This is a genomic window from Roseixanthobacter pseudopolyaromaticivorans (genome assembly GCF_043195145.2).
Taxonomy (GTDB): domain Bacteria; phylum Pseudomonadota; class Alphaproteobacteria; order Rhizobiales; family Xanthobacteraceae; genus NCEH01.
In genome coordinates, this window is record NZ_CM195539.1 from 3214871 (window position 1) to 3237384 (window position 22514).

At 65.6% G+C, this 22514-nt stretch carries 14 protein-coding genes; 9 read left to right on the top strand and 5 right to left on the bottom strand.

The window, feature by feature from the left end; genetic code table 11:
• The first annotated feature begins 157 nt into the window (after positions 1–157).
• The 3 genes from V5F68_RS15350 (at position 158) to rpoD (ending at position 4928) form a co-directional block, all read left to right on the top strand.
• Positions 158–616, top strand: a complete 459-nt coding sequence (locus V5F68_RS15350) for a GatB/YqeY domain-containing protein (RefSeq protein WP_394013392.1) — start codon at positions 158–160, stop codon at positions 614–616.
• A 178-nt stretch (positions 617–794) separates the two neighbouring features.
• Positions 795–2717, top strand: coding sequence for a DNA primase (gene dnaG, locus V5F68_RS15355; RefSeq protein WP_394013393.1), 1923 nt, complete (start codon positions 795–797; stop codon positions 2715–2717).
• A gap of 207 nt (positions 2718–2924) precedes the next feature.
• Positions 2925–4928, top strand: a complete 2004-nt coding sequence (gene rpoD, locus V5F68_RS15360) for an RNA polymerase sigma factor RpoD (RefSeq protein ID WP_348847420.1) — start codon at positions 2925–2927, stop codon at positions 4926–4928.
• 308 nt (positions 4929–5236) lie between these two features.
• Here rpoD and V5F68_RS15365 read toward each other — a convergent pair whose 3' ends face one another.
• Complete coding sequence (locus tag V5F68_RS15365; protein ID WP_394013394.1) at positions 5237–8695, bottom strand: autotransporter outer membrane beta-barrel domain-containing protein; 3459 nt, start codon at positions 8693–8695, stop codon at positions 5237–5239.
• A 94-nt stretch (positions 8696–8789) separates the two neighbouring features.
• A complete protein-coding gene (locus V5F68_RS15370) occupies positions 8790–10175 on the bottom strand; it encodes a glutamine synthetase family protein (RefSeq protein ID WP_394013395.1) in 1386 nt (461 codons plus the stop codon).
• Positions 10176–10414: 239 nt separating this feature from the next.
• On the opposite strand from V5F68_RS15370, the gene V5F68_RS15375 reads away from it, so the two are divergent.
• From V5F68_RS15375 to V5F68_RS15385, 3 genes are read left to right on the top strand one after another with little or no spacing between them, the layout of a single operon-like run.
• Positions 10415–11923, top strand: a complete 1509-nt coding sequence (locus tag V5F68_RS15375) for a sensor histidine kinase (RefSeq protein WP_394013396.1) — start codon at positions 10415–10417, stop codon at positions 11921–11923.
• Complete coding sequence (locus V5F68_RS15380) at positions 11916–12353, top strand: response regulator (RefSeq protein ID WP_394013397.1); 438 nt, start codon at positions 11916–11918, stop codon at positions 12351–12353. The genes V5F68_RS15375 and V5F68_RS15380 overlap by 8 nt, the downstream gene beginning before the upstream one ends.
• Complete coding sequence (locus V5F68_RS15385; protein ID WP_394013398.1) at positions 12353–13483, top strand: response regulator; 1131 nt, start codon at positions 12353–12355, stop codon at positions 13481–13483. Before V5F68_RS15380 ends, V5F68_RS15385 begins: the two co-directional genes overlap by 1 nt.
• A 49-nt stretch (positions 13484–13532) precedes the next feature.
• On the opposite strand, the gene V5F68_RS15390 is transcribed toward V5F68_RS15385, so the two are convergent.
• Both V5F68_RS15390 and chrA read right to left on the bottom strand, forming a co-directional pair.
• Positions 13533–13874, bottom strand: a complete 342-nt coding sequence (locus tag V5F68_RS15390; protein WP_394013399.1) for a rhodanese-like domain-containing protein — start codon at positions 13872–13874, stop codon at positions 13533–13535.
• Between the two features lie 88 nt (positions 13875–13962).
• Positions 13963–15141, bottom strand: coding sequence for a chromate efflux transporter (gene chrA, locus V5F68_RS15395; protein ID WP_394013400.1), 1179 nt, complete (start codon positions 15139–15141; stop codon positions 13963–13965).
• Positions 15142–15616: 475 nt separating this feature from the next.
• On the opposite strand from chrA, the gene V5F68_RS15400 reads away from it, so the two are divergent.
• Both V5F68_RS15400 and V5F68_RS15405 read left to right on the top strand, forming a co-directional pair.
• Entirely contained in the window at positions 15617–16552 is a 936-nt protein-coding gene (locus V5F68_RS15400; protein ID WP_394013401.1) for an ArgK/MeaB family GTPase, read from the top strand.
• A gap of 67 nt (positions 16553–16619) precedes the next feature.
• On the top strand, positions 16620–17936 hold the full coding sequence (locus tag V5F68_RS15405) for a cell wall hydrolase (RefSeq protein WP_394013402.1): 1317 nt from the start codon (positions 16620–16622) through the stop codon (positions 17934–17936).
• Between the two features lie 90 nt (positions 17937–18026).
• Here the strand turns inward: V5F68_RS15405 and V5F68_RS15410 are convergent, their stop codons facing one another.
• Complete coding sequence (locus V5F68_RS15410) at positions 18027–20309, bottom strand: NADP-dependent malic enzyme (protein WP_394013403.1); 2283 nt, start codon at positions 20307–20309, stop codon at positions 18027–18029.
• Positions 20310–20467: 158 nt separating this feature from the next.
• Here V5F68_RS15410 and V5F68_RS15415 point away from each other — a divergent pair, with 158 nt between their 5' ends.
• Positions 20468–22474, top strand: a complete 2007-nt coding sequence (locus tag V5F68_RS15415; RefSeq protein ID WP_394013404.1) for an aq_1923 C-terminal domain — start codon at positions 20468–20470, stop codon at positions 22472–22474.
• Positions 22475–22514 lie beyond the last annotated feature (40 nt).

Here is a 22514-nt window from a genome sequence, read left to right on the forward strand (position 1 = left end):
GGGGTATATGCGGGGTCGAGGGCGCGCTTTTGGCCCGCCGGCCGCGTTCGGCCGGCACGAGCGCCTCGGATATGGCGAACGTATCGCCGATCTGGGGAAGCGGGTCCGGCGCCGGGCGGCTCGAATTTCGGCCGCAACAGCTTCAAGAGGACAGACATTGCTTCGCGACGACATCAACACCGCCCTTAAGGATGCGATGAAGGCCCACGACAAGGTGCGCCTTTCCACGTTGCGCCTGGTCAACGCCGCGCTGAAGGATCGCGACATCGAAGCGCGCGGCCTGGGCAAGGACCCGCTGAGCGATGATGATCTGCGCGCGCTGCTGGCCAAAATGGTGAAGCAGCGCGAGGAAAGCGCGCGCATCTATACCGAGAACGCCCGCCCCGAGCTTGCCGAGCAGGAGCGCGCCGAAATCTCCGTGATCCAGGATTTCCTGCCGCGCCAGCTTGGCGAGGCGGAGACCCGCGCCATCATCGCCGCCGTGGTCGCGGAGATCGAGGCCAAGGGCATCAAGGACATGGGCCGCACCATGGCGGTGCTCAAGGAGCGCCACGCCGGCGCCATCGACTTCGGCAAGGCCTCCGCCTGGGTGAAGGACGCGCTGACGGCCGCGTGAGCGTTCCGGCCCGGCACATTATCCACTGTGGATAGAGGGGATAGCGGGACCTTCCCGCTGTTCCGCTGCCCGGCACGCTCCGAGGCACCGCACGAAGGGCGGATCGCCACATTGGCGCTTTATTATGTGTTCCCCGCGCTATGATGCGTGCCCGATGCAAAGAGCGATCTGACGTCGCATGCGCTTTCCGCCCTCATTCCTCGATGAGATCCGCGCACGGCTTCCCGTGTCGGAAGTGGTGGGGCGACGCGTCAAGCTGAAGAAGCAGGGGCGCGAGTTCGCCGGCCTCTCGCCCTTCAACGCCGAGAAGACGCCCTCCTTTTTCGTCAATGATCAGAAGGGTTTCTACTATTGCTTCTCATCCGGGAAGCATGGCGACGTGTTCGATTTCCTGATGGAAACAGAGGGCCTGCCATTCTCCGAGGCGGTGGAGCGGCTCGCCTCCATGGCGGGGCTCTCGCTGCCGCAGGTGACGCCGGAAGCCGCCGCTAAGGAAGAGCGCCGCCGCTCCCTGCATGATGTGATGGCGCTCGCCGCCCGCTATTTCGAGGAGAATCTCCAGGCCCGGGCCGGCGCGAAGGCGCGCGGCTATCTGGCGGACCGAGATCTCGGGCCCACCATCCAGAAGCGCTTCCACCTCGGCTATGCCGCGCCCGACCGCTATGCGCTGAAGGAAGCGCTCGGAAAGGCGGGCGTAAGTGTCGCCGACATGGTGGAAACCGGCCTGTTGATCTCCGGTGACGACATCCCCGTGCCGTACGACCGGTTCCGCGACCGGGTGATGTTTCCCATCACCGATCTCAAGGGCCGGGTGGTGGCGTTTGGCGGCCGCGCTCTGGAAAAGGACGTGCCGGCGAAATACCTCAATTCGCCTGAAACCGTCCTCTTCCATAAGGGCTCCTTGCTTTATAATGGCTTTTCCGCGCGGGCGGCGGTCCATAAGGGCGCGCGGGTCATCGCGGTGGAAGGCTATGTGGACGTGATCGCCATGGTGGAAGCGGGGTTCGAGGGCACCGTCGCCCCGCTCGGCACCGCCCTCACCGAGGAGCAGCTGCAATTGCTCTGGCGCATGGCCGAGGAACCGGTGCTGCTGTTCGACGGCGACAAGGCCGGCCGGCGCGCCGCCTTCCGCGCCATCGATCTCGCCCTGCCCCATCTCAAGCCCGGCCGCAGCCTCTCCTTCGGGATGCTGCCCGAAGGCCAGGACCCGGACGATCTGATCCGCCGCAGCGGCCGCGACGCCATGGAGGCCGTGCTTGCCCGCGCCGAGCCGCTCGCCGCCATGTTGTGGGCGCGCGAACTGGAGGGCGCCAATCTGGAAACGCCCGAGCGCCGCGCAGCACTGGAGGCTCGGATCGGCGAGGTGGTCTCAACCATCGCCGACGACAATGTGCGCCGCCATTATCGCCAGGATTTGAACGAACGGTTGAAGCGCCTGCTCTCTCCGCCGCGCGAGGCCCGGGGGTTCGTTGCGGCCGGCCGTGCGCGCAACCCGGATATGCGCGGCGGGCGGTTCAAGCCGCGCGAGGAGCCGCTGGCCGTACGCGGCGGCGGGGAGCTTTCCCGCACCTCACTCATCCGCGGACCTTTGTCAGCCCTGCCGCGCGGCGAGGCGCTGCTTTTGTTCTGCCTGCTCAATCATCCCTGGCTGATGGACGAGAATGGCGAGGAAATCGCCGAATTGCCGTTCGCCAACGCCGATGCCGACACCCTGCGGCGCGCCCTGCTCGATGCCCATATGGAGGGGAAAGCGAGTGATTCGCAGAGCCTTGCCCATGAGCTGGAAAAAATGGGTGTCGAGGCGCTTACGCGGCGTGCGCGGGCGGTGGCGAACCCCAGAATGGACTGGCCGGCATATCCTGATACCGGCCACGAGGACGTGAGGCTCTGGTGGAGCCAGTGTACGGCCTTGCATCGCAAGGCTTACGCGTTATCTAGAGAATTGAGGGAGGCTGAACGCTCTCTGGGAGATGACCCGAGCGACGCCAATTTTGCTTGGCTGCGCGATGTGCGGGAACGCCTCTCGGCTGTGGAGGGGACCGAAGCCCTGGTCGAGGGGTTCGGCGCGTCATCCGGGCGCGGCTCTGCACGGTCGGTGTGAATCACCCAAGCGTGACCCTTTCTTGCCGCAGTGTGGTGCGCTGCGCAAATGGAACCTTCCGCTTTCACAGGCGGTCCGGTTCAGGCTGATTTAACGGGACGGCCCTAGGGTCGCCCACGCGATGTTAAGGGTAGGCGGCGAAATCCTTGCGGGGTTGCGTCGCCGTTTCGCCGTGGAACACACGCGGCGACTTGTCAGGAGATGTCCATGGCGAAGCAGGCGACCGAAGCGACCGAAGCGCCGGAGAAGGAGAACGACAGCCCCGACGGGCCGTTGCTCGACCTGTCGGACGCGGCCGTTCGGAAAATGATCAAGAACGCCAAGCGCCGCGGCTATGTGACCTATGAGCAGCTCAACGAAGTGATGCCGTCCGAGGAAGTGACCTCCGAGCAGATCGAGGACACCCTCGCCATGCTCAATGACATGGGCATCAATGTGGTTGAGGCTGAAGAGGCGGCCGAGGAAGAGCAGACGGAAGAGGCGGAAGCCGCCGACGAGCCGGAAGAGGTCGAGGGCGGCGAACTCACCGAAGCCGCGCCACGTGCGGTCGCCCGGTCGGAGAGCAAGTCCGAGCCGGCCGAGCGCACCGACGATCCCGTGCGCATGTATCTGCGCGAAATGGGCACGGTGGAACTGCTCTCCCGCGAGGGCGAAATCGCCATCGCCAAGCGCATCGAGGCCGGCCGCGAGGCGATGATCGCCGGCCTGTGCGAGAGCCCGCTGACCTTCCAGGCCATCATCATCTGGCGCGATGAGCTGACCGAAGGCCGCGTGCTGCTGCGCGACATCATCGATCTCGAAGCCACCTATGCCGGCCCGGAAGGCAAGAACGTGCCGCCGGCGGTGATGGAAGGTGAGACCGCGCTGGCCCCGGAAGCCGGCGAGGACGGCCTGCTGGGCGACGGCGCCTCTCCCGGCGACGACGAGGACGACATGGAGAATTCCCTGTCGCTCGCCGCCATGGAAACTGAGATCAAGCCGAAGGTCGTGGAGACCTTCGACCGCATCGCCGACAGCTACAAGAAGCTGCGGCGCCTGCAGGACCAGAACGTCGAATCCCGGCTCAACAACGAGACCTTGTCGCCCGCTCAGGAGCGCAAGGCCAAGAAGCTCAAGGAAGACCTGGTCCTCGACGTGAAGTCGCTGTCCCTCAACCAGGCGCGCATCGACGCCCTGGTGGAGCAGCTGTACGAAATCAACAAGCGCCTCGTGGGCCTGGAAGGCCGCCTGCTGCGCCTCGCCGAGAGCTATGGCGTGCAGCGCGAGGACTTCCTCAAGCAATACCAGGGCTATGAGCTGGACCCGAAATGGGTGCTGCGGGTCTCCAAGCTCGGCTCGAAGGGCTGGAAGGGCTTCGTCGCTCACGAGAAGGACGGCATCAAGGACCTGCGCGGCGAAATCCACGCGCTCGCCACCGAGACCGCGCTCGAGATCGCGGAATTCCGCAAGATCGTGCAGATGGTCCAGAAGGGCGAGAAGGAAGCCCGCCAGGCCAAGAAGGAAATGGTGGAGGCCAATCTGCGCCTCGTCATCTCCATCGCCAAGAAATACACGAACCGCGGCCTCCAGTTCCTGGACCTGATCCAGGAAGGCAACATCGGCCTCATGAAGGCGGTCGACAAGTTCGAGTATCGGCGCGGCTATAAGTTCTCGACCTATGCCACCTGGTGGATTCGCCAGGCGATCACGCGTTCGATCGCCGATCAGGCGCGCACCATCCGCATCCCGGTGCACATGATCGAGACGATCAACAAGATCGTGCGCACCTCGCGCCAGATGCTGCACGAGATCGGCCGCGAGCCGACCCCGGAAGAGCTGGCCGAGAAGCTCGGCATGCCGCTGGAGAAGGTCCGCAAGGTCCTCAAAATCGCCAAGGAGCCGATCTCCCTCGAAACGCCCATCGGCGACGAGGAAGACAGCCATCTCGGCGACTTCATCGAGGACAAGAACGCGATCCTGCCCATCGACGCGGCGATCCAGTCCAACCTGCGGGAAACCACCACCCGCGTGCTCGCCTCGCTGACCCCGCGCGAAGAACGCGTGCTGCGCATGCGCTTCGGCATCGGCATGAACACCGATCACACCCTTGAAGAGGTGGGCCAGCAGTTCAGCGTCACGCGCGAACGCATCCGGCAGATCGAGGCGAAGGCGCTGCGCAAGCTCAAGCACCCGAGCCGCTCGCGTAAGTTGCGCTCGTTCCTGGACAATTGAGCCGGGCGCATCGCGCATCCCAAATGAAAAAGGCCCGGCATGCGCCGGGCCTTTTTCATGTCCGCCGTCCGGCGCCTTAGCGCTTGGCCGAGCTGGTGTAATGATCGGTCCAGGCGAGTACCGCGGCAAAGCCGAGGAAAGCCAGAACGATTGCGGTGATGGTGATTGCGACGTCTGCAGGCATGGCACGTTTCCCTTCCTGCAACGGAAGCTAAGCCGTCCCCTTCCCCGCGCTTTGATCTGCCGCAAACAAAATCACCCGGCGCCCATGCGTCGCCTCTCGCCTCGGAAAATCGGGAACGGCGAGGCTAGAAGCGCCAGGTGAAGTTCCCCTTCACCGCATTCTCCGTGACGTTCGAGCCGAGCTGGCCGTTGTAGGAGATGCCGAGGTCCACCGCCTCACCGAGCTTGGCGCTGAGACCGGCGCCGACCACCAGGGCATCCTCGGCGAGTGGCGCGCCCGTCACGGTGAACGGCACTGGCGCGCCAGCGAACGCCAGGGTGGTGGTCGGCGCCAGATCGCCGAACGCATGCTGCCAGCCGAGCGTCCCGGACAAGGTCAGGGGCGGCGCCGCTCCGAGTTGCAGCGCGGTGGAGCCGCGCAGGCCGAGGACGGTGCTCAGCGTGTCGAAATCGCTTGCGCGGCCGGACAGCATGGCTGCGCCCAGGCTTTCCGTGAAGCTGTCGGTCGACTGGGCGACGTAGGAGAAGCCGGCAAACGGCTCCAGCACCGACGCCTTCCCGAGGGACGGAAGCGCAAAGTCGTAGCCCAGTTCGCCGAACAGCTGGCCGGTCCGCCCGGCATAGCCGGCGCTGTAGCCCTGGGCGAAGCCCGGAAGCACCACTGAGCGGCTGGTGGAGATGTCATGCCAGGAATAAGCGGCGCCGAGGCGCACCGCCCATGCCCCCATCGCGCTCGCCGCGAAGCTGCGGCCGGCATAAAGCGCGAGGTCGTAATTGTCGCTGGACCCGTTGGAGGGAACAGTGTCGAGGTCGAACGTGCTCTGCCCGAACCCAGCCGCGAGGCCGACACGCCAATCCGCCAAGGCGGTGTCGAGCCCGATCAGGAAGCCGCCGATGGAGCTGGAATAGCCGGAGGCGTTGGCATTGCCGTTATTATCGCCCCAGCCGCCATAGGCCTGGGCCCATAAGGTGACGCCGAGCGAACCGAGCGTGGCCGTGGTGGGCGCTTCACCGACAATGGTGCCGGATGTCGCCTGCCGCAGGCGGCCGGAAACTGCGTCCCGCACATAAGCGGACTGGGTCTGAAGCACGCTCTGCGCCGTGGCATGCACTTCGCCGGAAAGGGCGGTCAAAGCGGCCGGGGTCGCGCCCGCGGTGAGCATGGCGAGCGTGGGCGTGAGGGGCGAAGAGGTCTGAAGGCTGTCGGCCGCAAACGCGGTGGCCGCCTGGTTGGGCGTCTGCGCGAAAGTGGCGAAGGACACCGCGCTCCGCCCGAGGGTTGCCACGAGATCGCCGTTCGCGGCCGAGAAGCCCGCGCCGAGGAAGGGATAGAGCGCGCCGGCGGTCCCAAACTCGGGATCTGCGGCTAAGACGAAACTGCCGGAAATGCTCGCGGCGCTGATGAGCGTATAGCTGGCGCCATATTGCGGCACGAAACCGACGCCCGGCGTGAGATGGATCTGCGCGCCATCCGAAATCACAGCCCCGCCCACCAGGATCTGATCCGAGATGCCGTTCGCGCCGAGCTCCATCACCAGCGTCGAGCCAGAGGCAAAGGCAGCGTTGTTGGCCACCAGGATCTTGCCGATGGAATTGCCGGGGGAGACGATGGACCCGCTTTGCGCGAGCAGGTTCGTCACCGTGCCGCTGCCGGAATGGGTGCCGATCACGATCACGGTGCCGTTCAGCGTGCCGTTATTATTAAAGGTGCCGTTATTGATGATGTCGGCATTGATGGTGCCGGTATTGATGATGGTCCCGTTGTTCACTAAAAGGCCCGGCTGCAGGGTGTAGTCTTGGTCAATCAACGACGGGTAGCGCTTGACCGGGGTCTGGGGCGCACCAGTGCCGGTGGAATAAATCGAGCCGGATCCCGAAATAGAGCCGAGACTCTTACCCTGCGACGCCGTGGTTGCCGAGAATGAACCGGCATTGGTGAGCGTGGCGCCTTTGCCGACACTATAGCCGCCGGTGCCGGTGCCGCTGCTATCGAGCACCGTATAGGACAAGAAACCGGCGTCCTTCGCGATACTCAAAGAACCGGAATAGACCGCGCCCGTCCCGCCATCGTTCAACACCGTGAGGCCGCCGGTCACCGCCAGCGATCCGACGTGCGTGATGTTGCCGTTCAGATAGATGGTACCGCCGGCGAGGGTGAGAACCTCGCTGCCCGTGAAGCCAGAGATCGGGGCGTTGAAGGTGGCCGCGCCGGTGGTCGAGACGGTGCTCGGCCCCATCAGCAGCACCGGCAAATCAGTGGCGAAAGCTTGGGTGAGATTGAGAGTGCCCTGAGCGGCGATGATTTGCTTCACGCTCGCATTGGTCTGCGTGCTGAAATTATTGGCGGCAATGCCGATGAAACCGCCGTCGGCGTCATAGAGCACATTGAAGCCGGCATAGGTGTGCAGGCTCGAGTTCACGAACTGGCTGGCGGGATTGTACAGATTGATCACGCCCGGCACTTGGGGATTGCCGGTGTCGCCCGCGGTTATGGTGTAGGTGGCGCTGCCGCCGACAAAGGAGATCCCAACCGTGGTGTTCGCCGGCGCGACGCCGTCCGGCGCTCCGGGCACTTCGACGAAGGCGTCGGTCACGCCGGTATCCATAAGCAGTGTGCCGGTGCCGGATACGGTGCTGCTGCCTGGAACCTGGATCGTCACCTGCGCCTGCACCGCCTGCCAATTGTTGGGGCCGCCGGCCGCGGAGGGGTTCGCCAGGGCCAATTGGCCATAGGCGAAGGCCGCGGTGGAGGTATTGCCTGCGGTTAAGCCGAGTTCCACCTCGGTGGGGGTGATGATGTAGCCGCGACGGACCGTGCCATCATTCATGCCCGTTATGTTGAGGAACGGATTGTAGATCGAGGACGTGGTGGGCTCGCCGTTCAGGACCTTGATGGCTTGGGTCGTGTTCGACACGTCGATGGTTCCCGCGCCCATCGTATTGCGATCGAAACCGACCCCCATCATCAGCGCGCCGGCGCAATTGACGCCGGTGGTGCAGTTCGGGGTGGCGGTCACGGAATTGGGGTTCGCGACCGTGACACTCCCCGGAGGGCAGCCGTTCGCGCTATCGGGATTGAGGCACTGGCTGTGGGTCACGACCAGAATGGGCATCGTGTCCGTGCTGACCGTCGTCTGGTTCTGGGGTAGCAGCAGACCCTCCGATTTGGTGCCGGTGAACGAAACCGTGGCATTGGTGAAATAGCCGGTCAGCAGCACGTCCGTGCTGTTGTAAAAGACCCAGCCCAAAGTGCCGTTCGAAGCCGGAATCGGCTGGTGCGTATTGATGAAATCTTGCGTTCCGACCGCGATGCCGGTCGAGCCGGTATCGAGCGTGGGATAGAAGGCCGGCCCCCCGTTGATGGACATGGCAACGGTGAGAGATTGACCGGGCTTTCCTGCGGCGGCATTGGCCAAGGCCTGGCTGAGATCATTGGCATAAGGCACGCTGTAGGACGTGCGGTAACCGTCATACAGCGTCCAACCGGTCTGCGCGGCGGCAAAACCGGTGCTCGCGACAAGAACAGCAATCGTCAGGCAGACAGACGCGAACAGACGCCTCCACCGCACATCCGAAAATTGCACGAGACGCTCCCCAGCCCAGCCTATCCGCGATGGACGCTAGGCGGGGCGCCGGGCACCGTCAACAGCTACCAAAATACCAAATGAACGAGCGGCATTATAGATACGTGTCATATTCCAGCGGCAGGATGACACGGGTGAAAGCATCCAGCTCGGCCTGCTTCATCACCGCATAGACCCGGCGATATTCCTCGCCGAAGGCGCGGGCGATGAAATCGGACGTGGCGAAGCGCTGGACCGCCTCGGCCATGGAAGGCGAGAGGCGAGGCACATCATAATCATAGGCATTGCCGATGAGCGGCTCCGGCGGCTCGATCTGCGCTTCGATGCCCTCCAGGATGCCGGCGAGAATGCCCGCCAGAACCAGATGCGGATGGGCCTCCGCTCCGGCGATGCGATGCTCCAGGCGCTTGGCCTGGGGCGGACCGTTGGGCACCCGTACCGCCACCGAGCGGTTATCGTATCCCCAGGTGATGCCGGTCGGTGCGTAGGAACCCGGCACAAGGCGCCGATAGCCATTGTAGCTCGGCACGAACAGCAGCGTCGCATCCGCCATGGTGGAGAGCAGCCCGCCCGCTCCGTGCCGCAGCAGCCGGTCCCCCTCCCCGCCCTCGCGCGCGAACACGTTGCGGCCGTCACGATCCAGCAGGCTCACATGCACATGCATGCCGTTGCCGGCGAAATCCGCCAGCGGCTTGGCCATGAAGGTGGCGCGCAGCCCGTGCTTGCGGGCCACGCCCTCGATCGCGCGGCGCAGGAGAATGGCATCGTCCGCCGCCTTGAGCGCGTCCGCACGATGATAGAGATTGACCTCGAACTGGCCCGGTGCGGCTTCCGAGATCACCGTGTCGGTGGGCAGCCCCTGCGCCTCCGCCGCCGCGCGCATGTCGTGCAGCACCGGGGCGAACGCGTCGAGATCGGACATGGCATACATGTTCTGACGCGCCTGCCCGGTGGCGGGAAACACCGGCTCCGGCGCGGCACCCTCGGCACCGGGCTTGAGCAGATAGAATTCCAGCTCGAACGCGACGCAGGGCGTCAGGCCCAAAGCCGCCAGCCGGTCCACCAGCTTCGCCAATTGCTGGCGCGGATCGAGAATCCAGGGTGTGCCATCAGGTTCGTGCATGGTGATGAGCACTTGAGCGGCCGCGCGCGGCGACCACGGCACCGGCTTCAGCGTGCCGGGCACCGGCCAGCACAACCCATCCTTGTCGCCGGTCTCCAGATGAATGCCCGTCTCCGCGACCTCGCAACCCCACACGTCCAAGCCGAAGATCGAGAGCGGGATCGGCACGCCGCTGTCCCAGACCTTGCTGAGCGCGTGGCCGGGGAGCCATTTGCCGCGCAGCACGCCGCTGGTGTCCGGAAGGAGCACTTCGACGATCTCGGGCACCCCGTGGGCTTCCACATAAGCGTCGGCCTCAGTGAGCGGGTCGGCCCGCGTGGCATCGTGAGGAAGGGTGCCGGCTCCTGAACGCTGCATGAGACTCCAACTTGCAATGAGATCGTGCGCTTATCCAAGCGCGTCGGCGCAGAACCTACAAGCTGTGCCTCTGCTTTTATTTTCACCTGCCTGCAACTTCCTGGGCCGAGCGTTGTTTCCAGAGGGGCGGATGCGCTATTCTTGGACCAACCGGGGCTGGGAACTCGCACGCTCGCCCGTTCCTGCAGCGCACATTTCGCCGTGCGCGATCGCCGCCACGTCGCACGGAGATCCGGTCTTTGACGTCCCTGCCCCTCCTCGAGCCGCTGCGGCGGACCCGCGGTTTCAGCCAAACTCTGGTTCTCGCCCTTGGTTTCGTGGTTCTCATCGCCATCAGTGCCGCCTCCATCTGGCTGGTGAACCGGGCAAAGGAAGACGCGGCGCAGGTCAGCCATACGCTGCGGGTGGAGAACACGCTCTCCCAGGTGCAGATCATGGTGCGGCGCGCGGAGAGCGCGCAGCGCGGATATCTGCTGACCGGGGATGCCAGCTATCTGGAGTTCTTCGAGGAGACCCTGTCCCAGGTCGTGCCCACCTTGCTGCAGGCCCGCGCCAGCACGGCGGACAATGCCGATCGCCAGAACGCGCTCTCGACCCTGGAGCCGGACATCAGCCAGAAGCTGGCGGAGCTGCGCCAGACCGTCGAAATGTACAAGGCAGGCGATGCGAAAGGCGCGCTGCAGATCGTGCGCACCGACCGCGGCGAAGCCCTGATGCGCGATATCACCTCGCAGATCGAGCGCATGAAGGACCAGGAGGAGCGGCTTCTGGCCCAACGCACCACCTCCTCCAACCAGACGAGCTTGTGGCTTCTGCTGGTGAATCTCGTCGGCGTGGTGACGATTATCGGCCTTGCCGGCCTCTCCATGCATCTGGTCCAGCGCAACACCGCCGCCTTGCGCGAGGCGCACAAGGACGTCGCAAACGCGAACCAGAGCCTGGAGCGGCGCGTGCTGGAACGCACCGCGAACCTCCAGGAGGCCAATAACGAAATTCAGAGCTTCGCCTACATCGTGAGTCATGACCTGCGCTCGCCGCTGGTGAACATCATGGGCTTCACGAGCGAGCTGGAGGCGCTGCGCACCGATTTGTTCGATCGCCTCGCCGACCTGAGGCAAAAAGCCAACGATACGAATACGGAGCGCGATGCCGAACTCGGACGCGATTTCGAGGAGGCGTTCGGCTTCATCAAGGCGTCCATCACGAAGATGGACCGGCTCATCAAGGCGATCCTCGATCTGTCCCGCCAGGGGCGGGCTGAGTTTCATCCCGTGCCCGTTGAGGTTGCGCCGCTCGTCCAGAACATCGGCGCTACCATGGCGCATCAATTGCTGGAACGAGACGCCACCCTCAAGGTCGGTCCGCTGCCGTCGATCGTCAGCGACCGGCTCGCGCTGGAGCAGATTTTCACCAATCTCATCGACAACGCGGTAAAATACCTGCGGGTCGATGTCCCGGGGCGCATCGAGATTTCCGCCACCGAAACCCCTGGCTATGTCACCTATCTGGTGAGCGATAACGGGCGCGGCATCGATCCACGGGACAAGGTCCGGGTCTTTGAACTGTTCCGCCGGTCAGGGCCTCAGGATCGCCCCGGGGAGGGCATCGGACTTGCTCATGTGCGCACCTTGGTGCGACGAATGGGCGGAGCGATTATCATGGATTCGGAACTGGGCCGGGGCACGACCTTCAAGGTCACGTTGCCGCGTCGCCTCGTCCTGAGCGCCGAAGAGGAAAAGCATGACTGAGCATGTCACCATCATCATGATCGAGGATGACGAAGGGCATGCTCGTCTGATCGAGAAGAATATCCGCCGCGCCGGCGTGCTGAATGAGATTCTCCCCTTCACCGATGGCACGAGCGCGGTCAGCTTCCTGTTCGGCCCCGATGGCACCGCGGCGCAGAACGCCGGCCGCGCGCTGCTTGTGCTTCTGGATCTCAACCTGCCGGACATGACCGGGGTCGATATTCTCAAGCGCATCAAGGAGAACGAGCATTTGCGGCTGTCGCCCGTGGTGGTGCTCACGACCACTGACGATAAGGTGGAGATCCAGCGCTGCTACGACCTTGGCGCCAATGTGTACGTGACCAAGCCCGTCAATTACGAGAATTTCGCGAACGCGATCCGTCAGTTGGGCCTGTTCTTTTCCGTGATTCAGGTGCCGAAGGCCAAGTGATGCCCGACGCGGCGCAGCCCGATGATGATTTGAGGCATGCACGCGAAACCGCCGCGCCGACGGATGCGGTGCGGGTGCTTTATGTCGACGATGATCCCGGCCTCGGGCGCCTGGTCCAGCGCCAGCTCGGGCGGCTCGGCTATGTGGTGGAAACCGCGACGTCCGGCACCGAAGGCCTGGCGCGGTTGGCCCAGGGCGGCATCCACGTGGTGGCTCTCGACCATTACATGCCGGGACAGGACGGCCTGGAAACCCTCGCCTCCATCCGTGCACTGCCCGATCCGCCGCCCGTGGTCTATGTGACGGGCACGCAGGAGAGCCGCATCGCGGTCGCCGCCCTCAAGGCGGGTGCGACCGATTATGTGGTGAAGGAAATCCAGGGCGACTTCATCGAACTGCTGCGCTCGGCCATCGCCGCCGCGCTCGACGCGGTGAAGATGCGCAAGGCCCACGAAGCGGCCGAGGCGGAAATCCGCGCCGCCCGCGATCGGTTCGAGGCGCTCGCCGCCGAACGCGCGCTGTTGCTGCGGGAGATGAACCACCGGGTCGGCAATTCCCTGCAGATCATCGTTTCCCTGCTGCACGTCCAGGCCGGAGCCACCGAGAATCTGGAGGTCCAGGAAGCGCTGAACGCTGCCCGTGGGCGCGTCGCGGCGGTCGCCCAGGTGCATCGGCGGCTTTATACGTCCGACCAGGTCACGACGGTTGCGGCGGACCAGTATCTGTCCTCGCTGCTCGACGATCTCCAGATTTCCGCCAAGCATGCCGAATTCGGCGTCACGCTCTCAATCGAGGCCGATCACATCGAGATTGACCCGGACCGTGCCGTCGCCATCGGGGTGATCGTGACGGAATTGGTGATCAACGCTTCGAAATATGCCTATCCCGGCGGCTCCGGCCCGGTGCGGGTGGAGTTGCGGAACGCGGGCGACGAGATCCTGCTGGCGGTCGAGGACGACGGCGCGGGCATGTCGCCGGATTTGGCGACCCAGTCCAACGGGCTCGGCAACCGCATCGTGCGGGCCATGTCCAACAAGCTCGGCGCGGACCTCGCGTTTGAACCGCGCGCCCAGGGCACGCGGGTCTCTCTTCGGTTCGCGCGCGCCACGCCGGCACCAGCGGGGTTCTAGCCCCTTAGAGCCACCCGCTCGGCGCTGGCACCGCTGTGTGGCGGGCGCTTCAGCCCTGCTCGGTCGGGAAGCCCGCCTGCTTCCAGCCGATAATTCCGCCCTGCATGTGCTCTTCCAGCGGGAGGCCCGACGCCTGCACGATGGCCGCTGCGCGTTGCGAACGCTGGCCCGAGCGGCAGGAGAAGACAATCCGCTTGCCCTGCGCTTCCGGCAAGGCGGTGGGATCGAAAGTGGAGAGCGGCATCAGCGCGGCATGCGGAATGCGCTCGGCGCGTGTTTCATCGGGCTCTCGCACATCCACCAGGAGGATGCTGCCATCCTCCATGCCGGCCTTGACCTCGGCGGGGGTAAGATGGGTGATGCTGCCGCCGAAGGGATTGGTTTCGCTCATGAGATCGGTCCTGGAAAAATATGAAGGTGGCGAAGCGCGCGGCCGCGCGCAAGGCCCCGATTGACGCGCAGCATTCCGGCACTCCGCTTTAAAGCACAAAGGCACCGGCCACAGCGGCGAAGGCCACCACGGCCCAGGCCGGCACCTGCCAGACGGCGAGGCCAAGATAGCATGCAGCCGCAAGGGCGAAGGCGTAAGGGCCGGTCACTCCCTCCGGCAGAACGACGGTCCACAGGGCCGCACCCAGCAGACCCACCACCGCCGCATTCACCCCTGCCAGCAGGCGCCGGGCTCCGGTTGCAGCGCGCAGGCGCTCCCAGAAGGGCACCGCACCCACCACCAGCAAAGCGGACGGAGCAAAAATGGCGAGCAAGGCAATGCTTGCGCCGGCAATGCCCGAGGGCGGGCGCTGCGCCACCGCGCCCAGAAAGGCGGCGAAGGTGAACAGGGGGCCGGGCATGGCCTGCGCCGCGCCATAGCCGGCGAGGAATGCGTCCTTGGAGACCAGGCCGGTGCCCACCGTCTCCGCATCCAGCAGCGGAAGCACCACGTGGCCGCCGCCGAACACCAGCGAACCCACGCGAAAGAAGCGCTCCGCCAGATCCCAACCGCCCGCGTGCGTCAGGCCGGCGGCGAGGGGCAGGAGCAGCAGACCAGCGCCGAACAGAACCAGGGCACAGATTGCCATGCGCCGCGAAATACCGAGCGGGGGAAAAGGTTCGGCCGCCGCGTCGGTCACCGAATGGAGCGCGAGATAGCCGGCGAGCGCCCCGAGCGCGATGGCGAGCAATTGCCCCCCGGTCCCGGGCAGGCAGACCGCCAGGATGGCGGCGCAGAGCGCAATGGACGTGGTGCGTTTTTCCGGGCAGAGGCTGCGCGCCATGCCGAGCACCGCATGGCATACGACCGCCGCGGCCGCCGCCTTCAGCCCTACCACCCAGCCAGCGCCGCCGAGCCCGTCCACGCCATCGAGCGCGACGGCAAATGCAACCATGAGGACGGCGGACGGCAAGGTGAAGCCGATGAAGGCCAGGCACATGCCGGGCAAGCCTCCCCGCATCAGCCCCACCGCCATGCTGACCTGGCTCGACGCCGGCCCCGGCAGGAACTGGCAGAGGGCGACCAGATCGGCATAGGCCCGATCCGTCAGCCAGGCCCGGCGCACGACGAATTCCTCACGGAAATAACCGAGGTGGGCGATGGGCCCCCCGAAGGACGTCAATCCCAAGCGGAGGAAAATGCCGAACATATTCAACAGCACGGACACGTTTATTACCCGCTCTGATTGTAGAGACATATTATCTCTGATGCCGTGAAAAGCGTGTGACCCGCCGCCCCGCCTGCCGCCGGGACAAGGCGGAAAACTGCTCCATCCTTGAATAAAAACAACAGGCTGAGGCAAGCCATCCAGTCTCGAAACACGTGCCCGGCGCTCAGTTCTTTACATTATTACCTCTAATGAACTCGATCTGAGCGGTCCGCTCATCTCTCGTTCATGTTGAGCTTGGTACATTAGAACCAACAAATAATGCTACCTCTTGCATCCACGCGTTGCATGACGATGGGCAGGATGGCCCCAGGGGTTGCCCCTCCATCGTCTCCCGCTTTGGCCATGACGGAGCTATTGATCGGCTCGTTCCCCCGCACGTGTCCGATCAATGGAAAGGCGTCGGCGTAAGCCGGCGCCTTTTTATTTGGGCGCCCGTTTCTGCCGGACGGGAGCATGCTTTAGACTTCCCGTCATGTCTGTCCATATTCCCCAGATTCCCGACCTTGAAACCTTGCGCGCGGGCGGCAAGCGCGCGCTGGCACAGGCGCTGGCTGCCGTCGAGACTCAGCGCGGCAAGCCGCCCCTGGTGGCTTTGCTGGACCGCGCCGCCCGCCAGCCGAAGGCCCTCGTGCTGGGTCTGACCGGCCCGCCGGGGGTGGGCAAATCCACGCTCACCAATGCGCTGGTGCGCCGCGCCCGCACGGCGGGCCGCACAGTTGCGGTGCTGGCGGTCGATCCGTCCTCGCGCCGCACCGGCGGTGCGCTGCTGGGCGATCGGGCGCGGATCCAGACCGACCCGGAGGATCGCGGCGTGTTCGTGCGGTCCATGGCGGCGCGCGACCGGCTGGGCGGCCTTTCGGACGATGCGGTGGCGGCGGTGGTGCTGATGCGCGCCGTCTTCGATCTCGTCATCGTCGAGACCGTCGGCGTCGGCCAGTCGGAGGCGGACATCGGGCTCGTGGCCGACAGCGTGGTCCTGTGCATCCAGCCGGCCTCTGGCGACAGCCTTCAGTTCATGAAGGCGGGTGTGATGGAATTGCCCGACATCATCGTGGTCACCAAGGCGGACATGGCCGATATCGCGCGGCGCGCGGCGGCCGATGTCAGCGGCGCGCTCTCGCTGAGCGGCCTGCCGTCGCAATGGACGGTGCCGGTCATTCGCCTCTCCGCAGCGAGCGGCGAGGGGCTGGAGGCGTTCGACGCCGCGCTTGCCGCGCACCAGGCGCATCTGGCGGTGGATGGCCGGCTTGCGGCGCAGCGGACGGAGCAGGAACAGCAGTGGGTCGAGGAGGCGATTCGCCTGCGATTCGGCACCGAGGGGCTCGCCCTCGCCCGCAAAATGGCGGTTGCGGCGACCGGACCCTTCAGCCGGGAAGCGGCATTTGCGGCACGCTTAACCCGCTCGTAAGGTTGATAAGTGATTTTTCTCTCCAGGCGTCGGCGTTCGTTCGCTGGCTTCCTGTGAGGGCGATCCCATGGTTCGGTATTTCGGCGTGCGTGTGCCGGCTTGCATTCTGGCGGCGGCCGGATGCCTTGTCGCAACGGCGGCGTACCCGCAGATGCTGCCATCCGACATTTTCCTGTCCCGTGCGGCGGCCGAGCGAGCCCAGGGCGGCCTGCTCTCCGCGCCGGTCCGTGCACTGCGCGTGGCGACGCTGGATTGGGAACCGCTTCTCGGCCCCTCCGCGCCGGACCCGGGCGCACCCCAGGCGACGGTACGGGTCGCGTCTGCCTCCACCGCCTCTGTTCCCGCGAATGCCGACAGCACCTATGCCTATCCGCCGCCGCTGGTGCTGGGCGGCGCGCTTCCGCCCAGCGACCCTGCTGTCCTGCTCGCGGACCGGGACGAGGACCCCGAGACGCCCGCCGTGTTCGGCCCCTCGCCCAATTCCGATGGCGCCTATCTGGAACTCGCGCTCGACCAGGTGCTGAGCCTGCCGGGGCTGGACGAGGAAAGCATCGCCGCAGAAGAGGACATCCCGTCCACCTTCGGCCCCGACATGAGCGCGTTCGACACCTCCAGCGAAGCGCCGCAGGCGCTGATCTTCGGCGAGCCACCGCCGCCGGGCGACGCCCAGGACGGCGCGGAACTGGAAGCTCCGGATATCGCGGGCCTTTCGCTCGACGCCAGCGAAGGCACGGCGCAAGGCACGCAAACCGCCCAGGACAAGCCGATCGTCCACGACCTTCGCGTGGTGTTCGGCCAGAGCGGCGGGCTCTTTCCGCCTCTCCCCTTCGAATATGCCGCGCTGCCGCCCAGCGCATCAGCCTTGCCGCCCATGCCGCCGGTTCCCCCGCAGGACGATGAGGCCGGCGGCATCGTGAGCGGCATCATGAGCGGCGACGCCAGCCCCGCGACGCGCCTTGCGCTCGCCGGCCCGGCCCGCGCGCGGGCGGAAAAATGCCTCGCCGAAGCGATCTATTTCGAGAGCCGGGGCGAACCCAAACGCGGACAGATCGCGGTCGCCCAGGTCGTGATGAACCGGGTGTTTTCCGGCTATTATCCCAACGACGTCTGCAAGACCGTCTACCAGAACGCGCACCGCCACCTGGCCTGCCAATTCACCTTCGCCTGCGACGACGTGAAGGACGTGATCCGCGAGCCCGACATGTGGCTGCAGGCGAAGCAGATCGCGTCCGATATGCTGGACGGCAAGCTCTGGCTTTCCAGCGTCGGCCGCGCGACGCACTATCATGCCTATTGGGTGCGGCCGAGCTGGGTGCGCGAGATGCGCAAGCTGGATCGCATCGGGGTTCACACCTTCTATCGCCCGCGTCGCTGGGACGGCTGAGCGTTCCGACCCAGCCGCGCCGAACCGCAACGAAAAAGGCCCGGGAGATGCTCCCGGGCCTTTTCATTTCCAATCGAAGAGGGGGAACGCTCAGAGCGCGCCCTGGGCTTCTACCACGGCGACCGCGGTCATGTTGACGATGCCGCGCGCCGTCACCGAAGGGCCGAGGATGTGCGCGGGCTTGGCCGTGCCCATCAGGATCGGGCCCACGGGCAGCGCATCGCCCAGCACCTTGATCATGTTGTAGGCGATGTCGGCGGCGTCGAGGTCGGGCATCACCAGCACGTTGGCGGCGCCCGAGAGACGCGAGCCGGGGAACACGTGCTCGCGCACATCCTCCAGCAGCGCCGCATCGGCCTGCATCTCGCCATCCACTTCCAGCGACGGGTCCCGTTGCAGGATCAGCTCGAGCGCACCGCGCACGCGCTTGGCGCACGAGGTTTCGTGCGAACCGAAATTGGAATGGGACAGCAGCGCGATGCGCGGCTCGAGCCCGAACCGCCGCACGTGGGCCGCGGCAAGGATGGTCATCTCCGCGAGATCGGCGGCCGTCGGCTCGTTCTGGATCTGCGTGTCGCAGATGAAGAAATTGCCCTTGGGCGTGATCAGCAGCGAGAGCGCGGCCAGCTCGTGCACGCCCGGCGCCAGGCCGATGATGTCCCGCACATGACGCAGGCGGCGATTGAAGCGGCCCTCGATGCCGCAGAGCATGGCATCCGCCTCGCCCCGCTGCACCGCGAGCGCGGCGATCACCGTATTGTCGGTCCGCACCAGGGTGCGGGCGGCATCGGGGGTCACGCCCTTGCGGCCGGCGATCTCCACATAGGTGCGCACATAGTCGCGATAGCGCGGATCATCCTCGGGATTGATCAGATCGAAATCGGTGCCCGGGCGGATCGACAGGCCAAAGCGCTGCAGGCGGGTTTCGAGCACGCTCGGCCGCGCCACCAGGATCGGCCGGGCGATGCCTTCTTCCACCACCGCCTGGGCGGCGCGCAGCACGCGTTCGTCCTCGCCCTCGGCATAGATCACGCGCTTCTTGTCCAGCTTCGCGCGGGTGAAGAGCGGTCGCATGATGAAGCCGGAGCGGAACACGAACTGGTCCAGCTTGTCGGCATAGACCTCGAAATCCGTGATCGGCCGGGTGGCGATGCCGGTCTCCATGGCCGCGCGAGCCACCGCCGGAGCGATGCGCAGGATCAGGCGAGGATCGAACGGTGAGGGAATGATCGAATCGGCCCCGAAGGACCGGGTCTCGCCGCCATAGGCGCGGGCGACCACGTCGGACGGGGTTTCGCGGGCAAGCGCCGCGATCGCTTCCACCGCCGCCATCTTCATTTCGGCGTTGATGTCGGTGGCGCCGACATCAAGCGCGCCGCGGAAGATGTAGGGGAAGCACAGGACGTTATTGACCTGGTTCGGGAAGTCCGAGCGGCCGGTGCAGATCATGGCATCGGGGCGGGCGGCGCGCGCTTCTTCCGGCATGATTTCGGGGTTGGGATTGGCAAGCGCAAGGATCAGCGGGCGATCCGCCATGCGCTTGACCATCTCCTGGGTCAGGACGCCGCCGGCGGAGAGGCCGAGGAAGATGTGCGCGCCGTCGATCACCTCACCCAGCGAACGTGCGTCGGTTTTCTGCGCATAGACCGCTTTATAGGGGTCCATGAGGGTCTCGCGGCCTTCATAGACCACGCCCTCGATGTCGCAGACCCAGATGTTTTCGCGCTTGGCGCCGAGCGTCACCAGCAGGTTGAGGCAGGCGATCGCAGCAGCGCCCGCACCCGAGGTGACGATCTTGAGATCCTCGATCTTGCGGTTGCCGATTTCCAAAGCATTGCGCACCGCCGCGCCGACGATGATAGCCGTGCCGTGCTGGTCGTCATGGAAGACCGGGATCTTCATGCGCTCGCGCAAGCGCTTTTCCACCTCGAAGCATTCCGGCGCCTTGATATCCTCAAGGTTGATGCCGCCGAAGGTCGGCTCCAGGGCCGCCACGGTCTCGACGATGTGGTCCACCTCGTTCGCGGCGATCTCGATGTCGAACACATCGATGCCGGCGAACTTCTTGAACAGAACCGCCTTGCCTTCCATCACCGGCTTGGAGGCGAGGGGGCCGATATTGCCGAGGCCGAGCACAGCGGTGCCGTTCGACACCACGGCCACCAGATTCTGGCGGATGGTCAGTTCCGCGGCCTGAAGCGGATCAGCCTTGATGGCCATGCAGGCGGCGGCGACGCCAGGCGAATAGGCGAGCGCGAGATCGCGCTGGTTGCCCAAGGGCTTGGTGGCCTGAATTTCGAGTTTTCCGGGCCGGGGCAGGCGATGATAAATGAGAGCACCCGAGCGCAGATCATCTGAGATGTTGGACGCCATTCCCTTCCCGACCCCTCTTAAACACCGCTTGTTTCGAAACCGGCGGCACGGTAGCCCTCGGCGGCAGGGATGTCACGGGTAAGCGCTACGTTTTTCGGCAGTTCACCACGTCGCCGCGCAACTCTCGCCGCAACCGCAGACTGAAAAAAGGTGCACCCATGAAAAAGGCCATATTCGCCGTCCTGGCGCTGGTCGTTCTCGGGCTTGGCGGCTATTTCGGCTTCAGCTTCTGGAGCGGGGTGAAGGCACGCGGGGAAGTTGAGAAGATTTTCGCCAGCCTGCGCCAATCGGGCACGCAGGCCAGCCATGGCGAAATTGCATTTGATTTCCGCGGCCGCGCGCTCAGCGTCGCCGACATCACCATTGCCGCCGCCGACGGCAGCTCCACGGTCAAGATCGGCCGTTTCACCGCCGACGGCATCGCCCCGCCCTCCGGCAACCGCTTCACCGCCGATTCGATAAAACTGCTGGCGGTGGAGGTGCGCACCAAGGTTCCGGGCGGCGAAACCACCTATGAGACGCCGCTCGTCGAGGTGGCGCGCTATTCGGGCCCGGCGGCCTTTGTCCTGCCGCCCGCGCAAGGCACGAGTGCCGCGGCCCTGCGTGCGGTGCTGACGCATTTCGCGCAGACGAGCGCCGAGCGAATCGTGCTGCCGCAGGCAACGGCGCGGGTGCGCATCGCCGCCGTGACGCCGACGCCGCAGACCCCCGGAACCGACGCCCAGAGTGTGGATGTGGATTATGGCGCCTTCCGCGCCGAGGGTATCGGCCAGGGCAAGATCGCCCATATCCATCTCGATCGCATCGGGCTGCGCTCGCAGATCGGACCGCAGAACGCCGCGCAGGGCTTTGCCGGCGTGCTGGAGGGCATCGATGCCAACGCCGTCGACACGGCCCCGCTGCTGGCGCTGACGCAAGCGCAGGCCGCGCCGGGGGCCGCCGGCTACATGCCGCTCTACGGCCGCGTATCGGCCGCCAGCTATTCCCTCACCCAAGATGGCGGCGCGGCTGTGATGGTGAGCAACCTCCTGGCGGAAGGTGTGGCTCTCGATCCCGGCCTTCTCAATCTTGCCCGGCTCGACGCCCTGAACGCCCTGGCGCAGCCCGGCCACACCCTTTCCACGGAGGAATCGGCGCGGCTGATCACGCTCACATCCGATGTCCTCAAGGGCGTGAGCTTCGCCACCATCTCCATGAGCCAGGCCTCCCTCTCTGAGGCCAGCGGCAAGATGGAGATCGGCACGCTGGCGATGACCGGCTACACCGCCGGAAAACTCCAGCGCCTGCAAGCCTCCGGCATCGTCGAGCACAGCAAGGACGGCGCCACCATCACCCTCGGCAATGGCGTGGTGAACGGGCTGTCCCTGGCTGCCATCATGGACCTGGCGGCGAAGACGGTGAGCGAGGGCGCCGACACCTCTGCGGATTCCGTGCTGGCGCTGTTCCGCATCCTGGACGGGTTCGAGTTCGCCGACCTCAAAGTACCGGAGCTCGATGCCGCCGGCACCATCTCCGTCGGCCGCTTCGCCTTGTCCTGGGGAGAGTTCATCGGCGCCGTGCCGACCAAATTCAGCCTGCGCGCGCAGGAGATCACCGGCCCCATCTCGGCGGACGACGGCGTGCCGTTCAACCTTCTGGTCGCGGCGGGAATGACCAGCGCGACGCTGAGCTTCACGCTTGATACGGCCTATGACCAAGCCGCGCAGGCCATCGTCATCGGCCCGGCGAGCGCCCAGGTGGAACAGGCTTTCTCCATCGCGCTGGACGCCCGCCTCACGGGTATCGCACCGGCCGCCTTCGACAATTCCACCTCGGCGCTCGGCGCGCTCGACACTGCGGGGCTCGGGCCGGTGAAGATCGTGTTCGCCAACCTCGGGGTCGCCGAGCTGGCGCTGCGCGCCTATGCCGATCTGGCCAATGTAGACGTGGAGCAGATGCGCGGCGAACTGATCGCGGTGGTGCAGGAGCAGGCGCGGGCCGCCAGCACGGACTTTCCCGATGCCGAGCGCATCGGCGCGGCGCTGGTGCAATTCCTCAAGACGCCAAAAACGCTCACCCTCACGCTGACCCCCAAGGGCGACGTGAAGCTGCTGGATCTCGCCCAAACCGACGATCCCCTCGCCACCGCGCGCCAGCTCTCGCTGGACCTCGTCGCCGGCCCCTGAAATGCGAACGCCCTCCGCGCGGAGGGCGTTCATTCACCGT

Excerpts from the sequence above, each read along its gene's own strand:
- dnaG (WP_394013393.1), top strand. The coding sequence starts at position 795 with ATGCGCTTTCCGCCCTCATTCCTCGATGAGATCCGCGCACGGCTTCCC.
- rpoD (WP_348847420.1), top strand. The coding sequence starts at position 2,925 with ATGGCGAAGCAGGCGACCGAAGCGACCGAAGCGCCGGAGAAGGAGAAC.
- V5F68_RS15370 (WP_394013395.1), bottom strand. The coding sequence starts at position 10,175 with ATGCAGCGTTCAGGAGCCGGCACCCTTCCTCACGATGCCACGCGGGCC.
- V5F68_RS15380 (WP_394013397.1), top strand. The coding sequence starts at position 11,916 with ATGACTGAGCATGTCACCATCATCATGATCGAGGATGACGAAGGGCAT.
- V5F68_RS15385 (WP_394013398.1), top strand. The coding sequence starts at position 12,353 with ATGCCCGACGCGGCGCAGCCCGATGATGATTTGAGGCATGCACGCGAA.
- V5F68_RS15390 (WP_394013399.1), bottom strand. The coding sequence starts at position 13,874 with ATGAGCGAAACCAATCCCTTCGGCGGCAGCATCACCCATCTTACCCCC.
- V5F68_RS15400 (WP_394013401.1), top strand. The coding sequence starts at position 15,617 with ATGTCTGTCCATATTCCCCAGATTCCCGACCTTGAAACCTTGCGCGCG.
- V5F68_RS15405 (WP_394013402.1), top strand. The coding sequence starts at position 16,620 with ATGGTTCGGTATTTCGGCGTGCGTGTGCCGGCTTGCATTCTGGCGGCG.
- V5F68_RS15410 (WP_394013403.1), bottom strand. The coding sequence starts at position 20,309 with ATGGCGTCCAACATCTCAGATGATCTGCGCTCGGGTGCTCTCATTTAT.
- V5F68_RS15415 (WP_394013404.1), top strand. The coding sequence starts at position 20,468 with ATGAAAAAGGCCATATTCGCCGTCCTGGCGCTGGTCGTTCTCGGGCTT.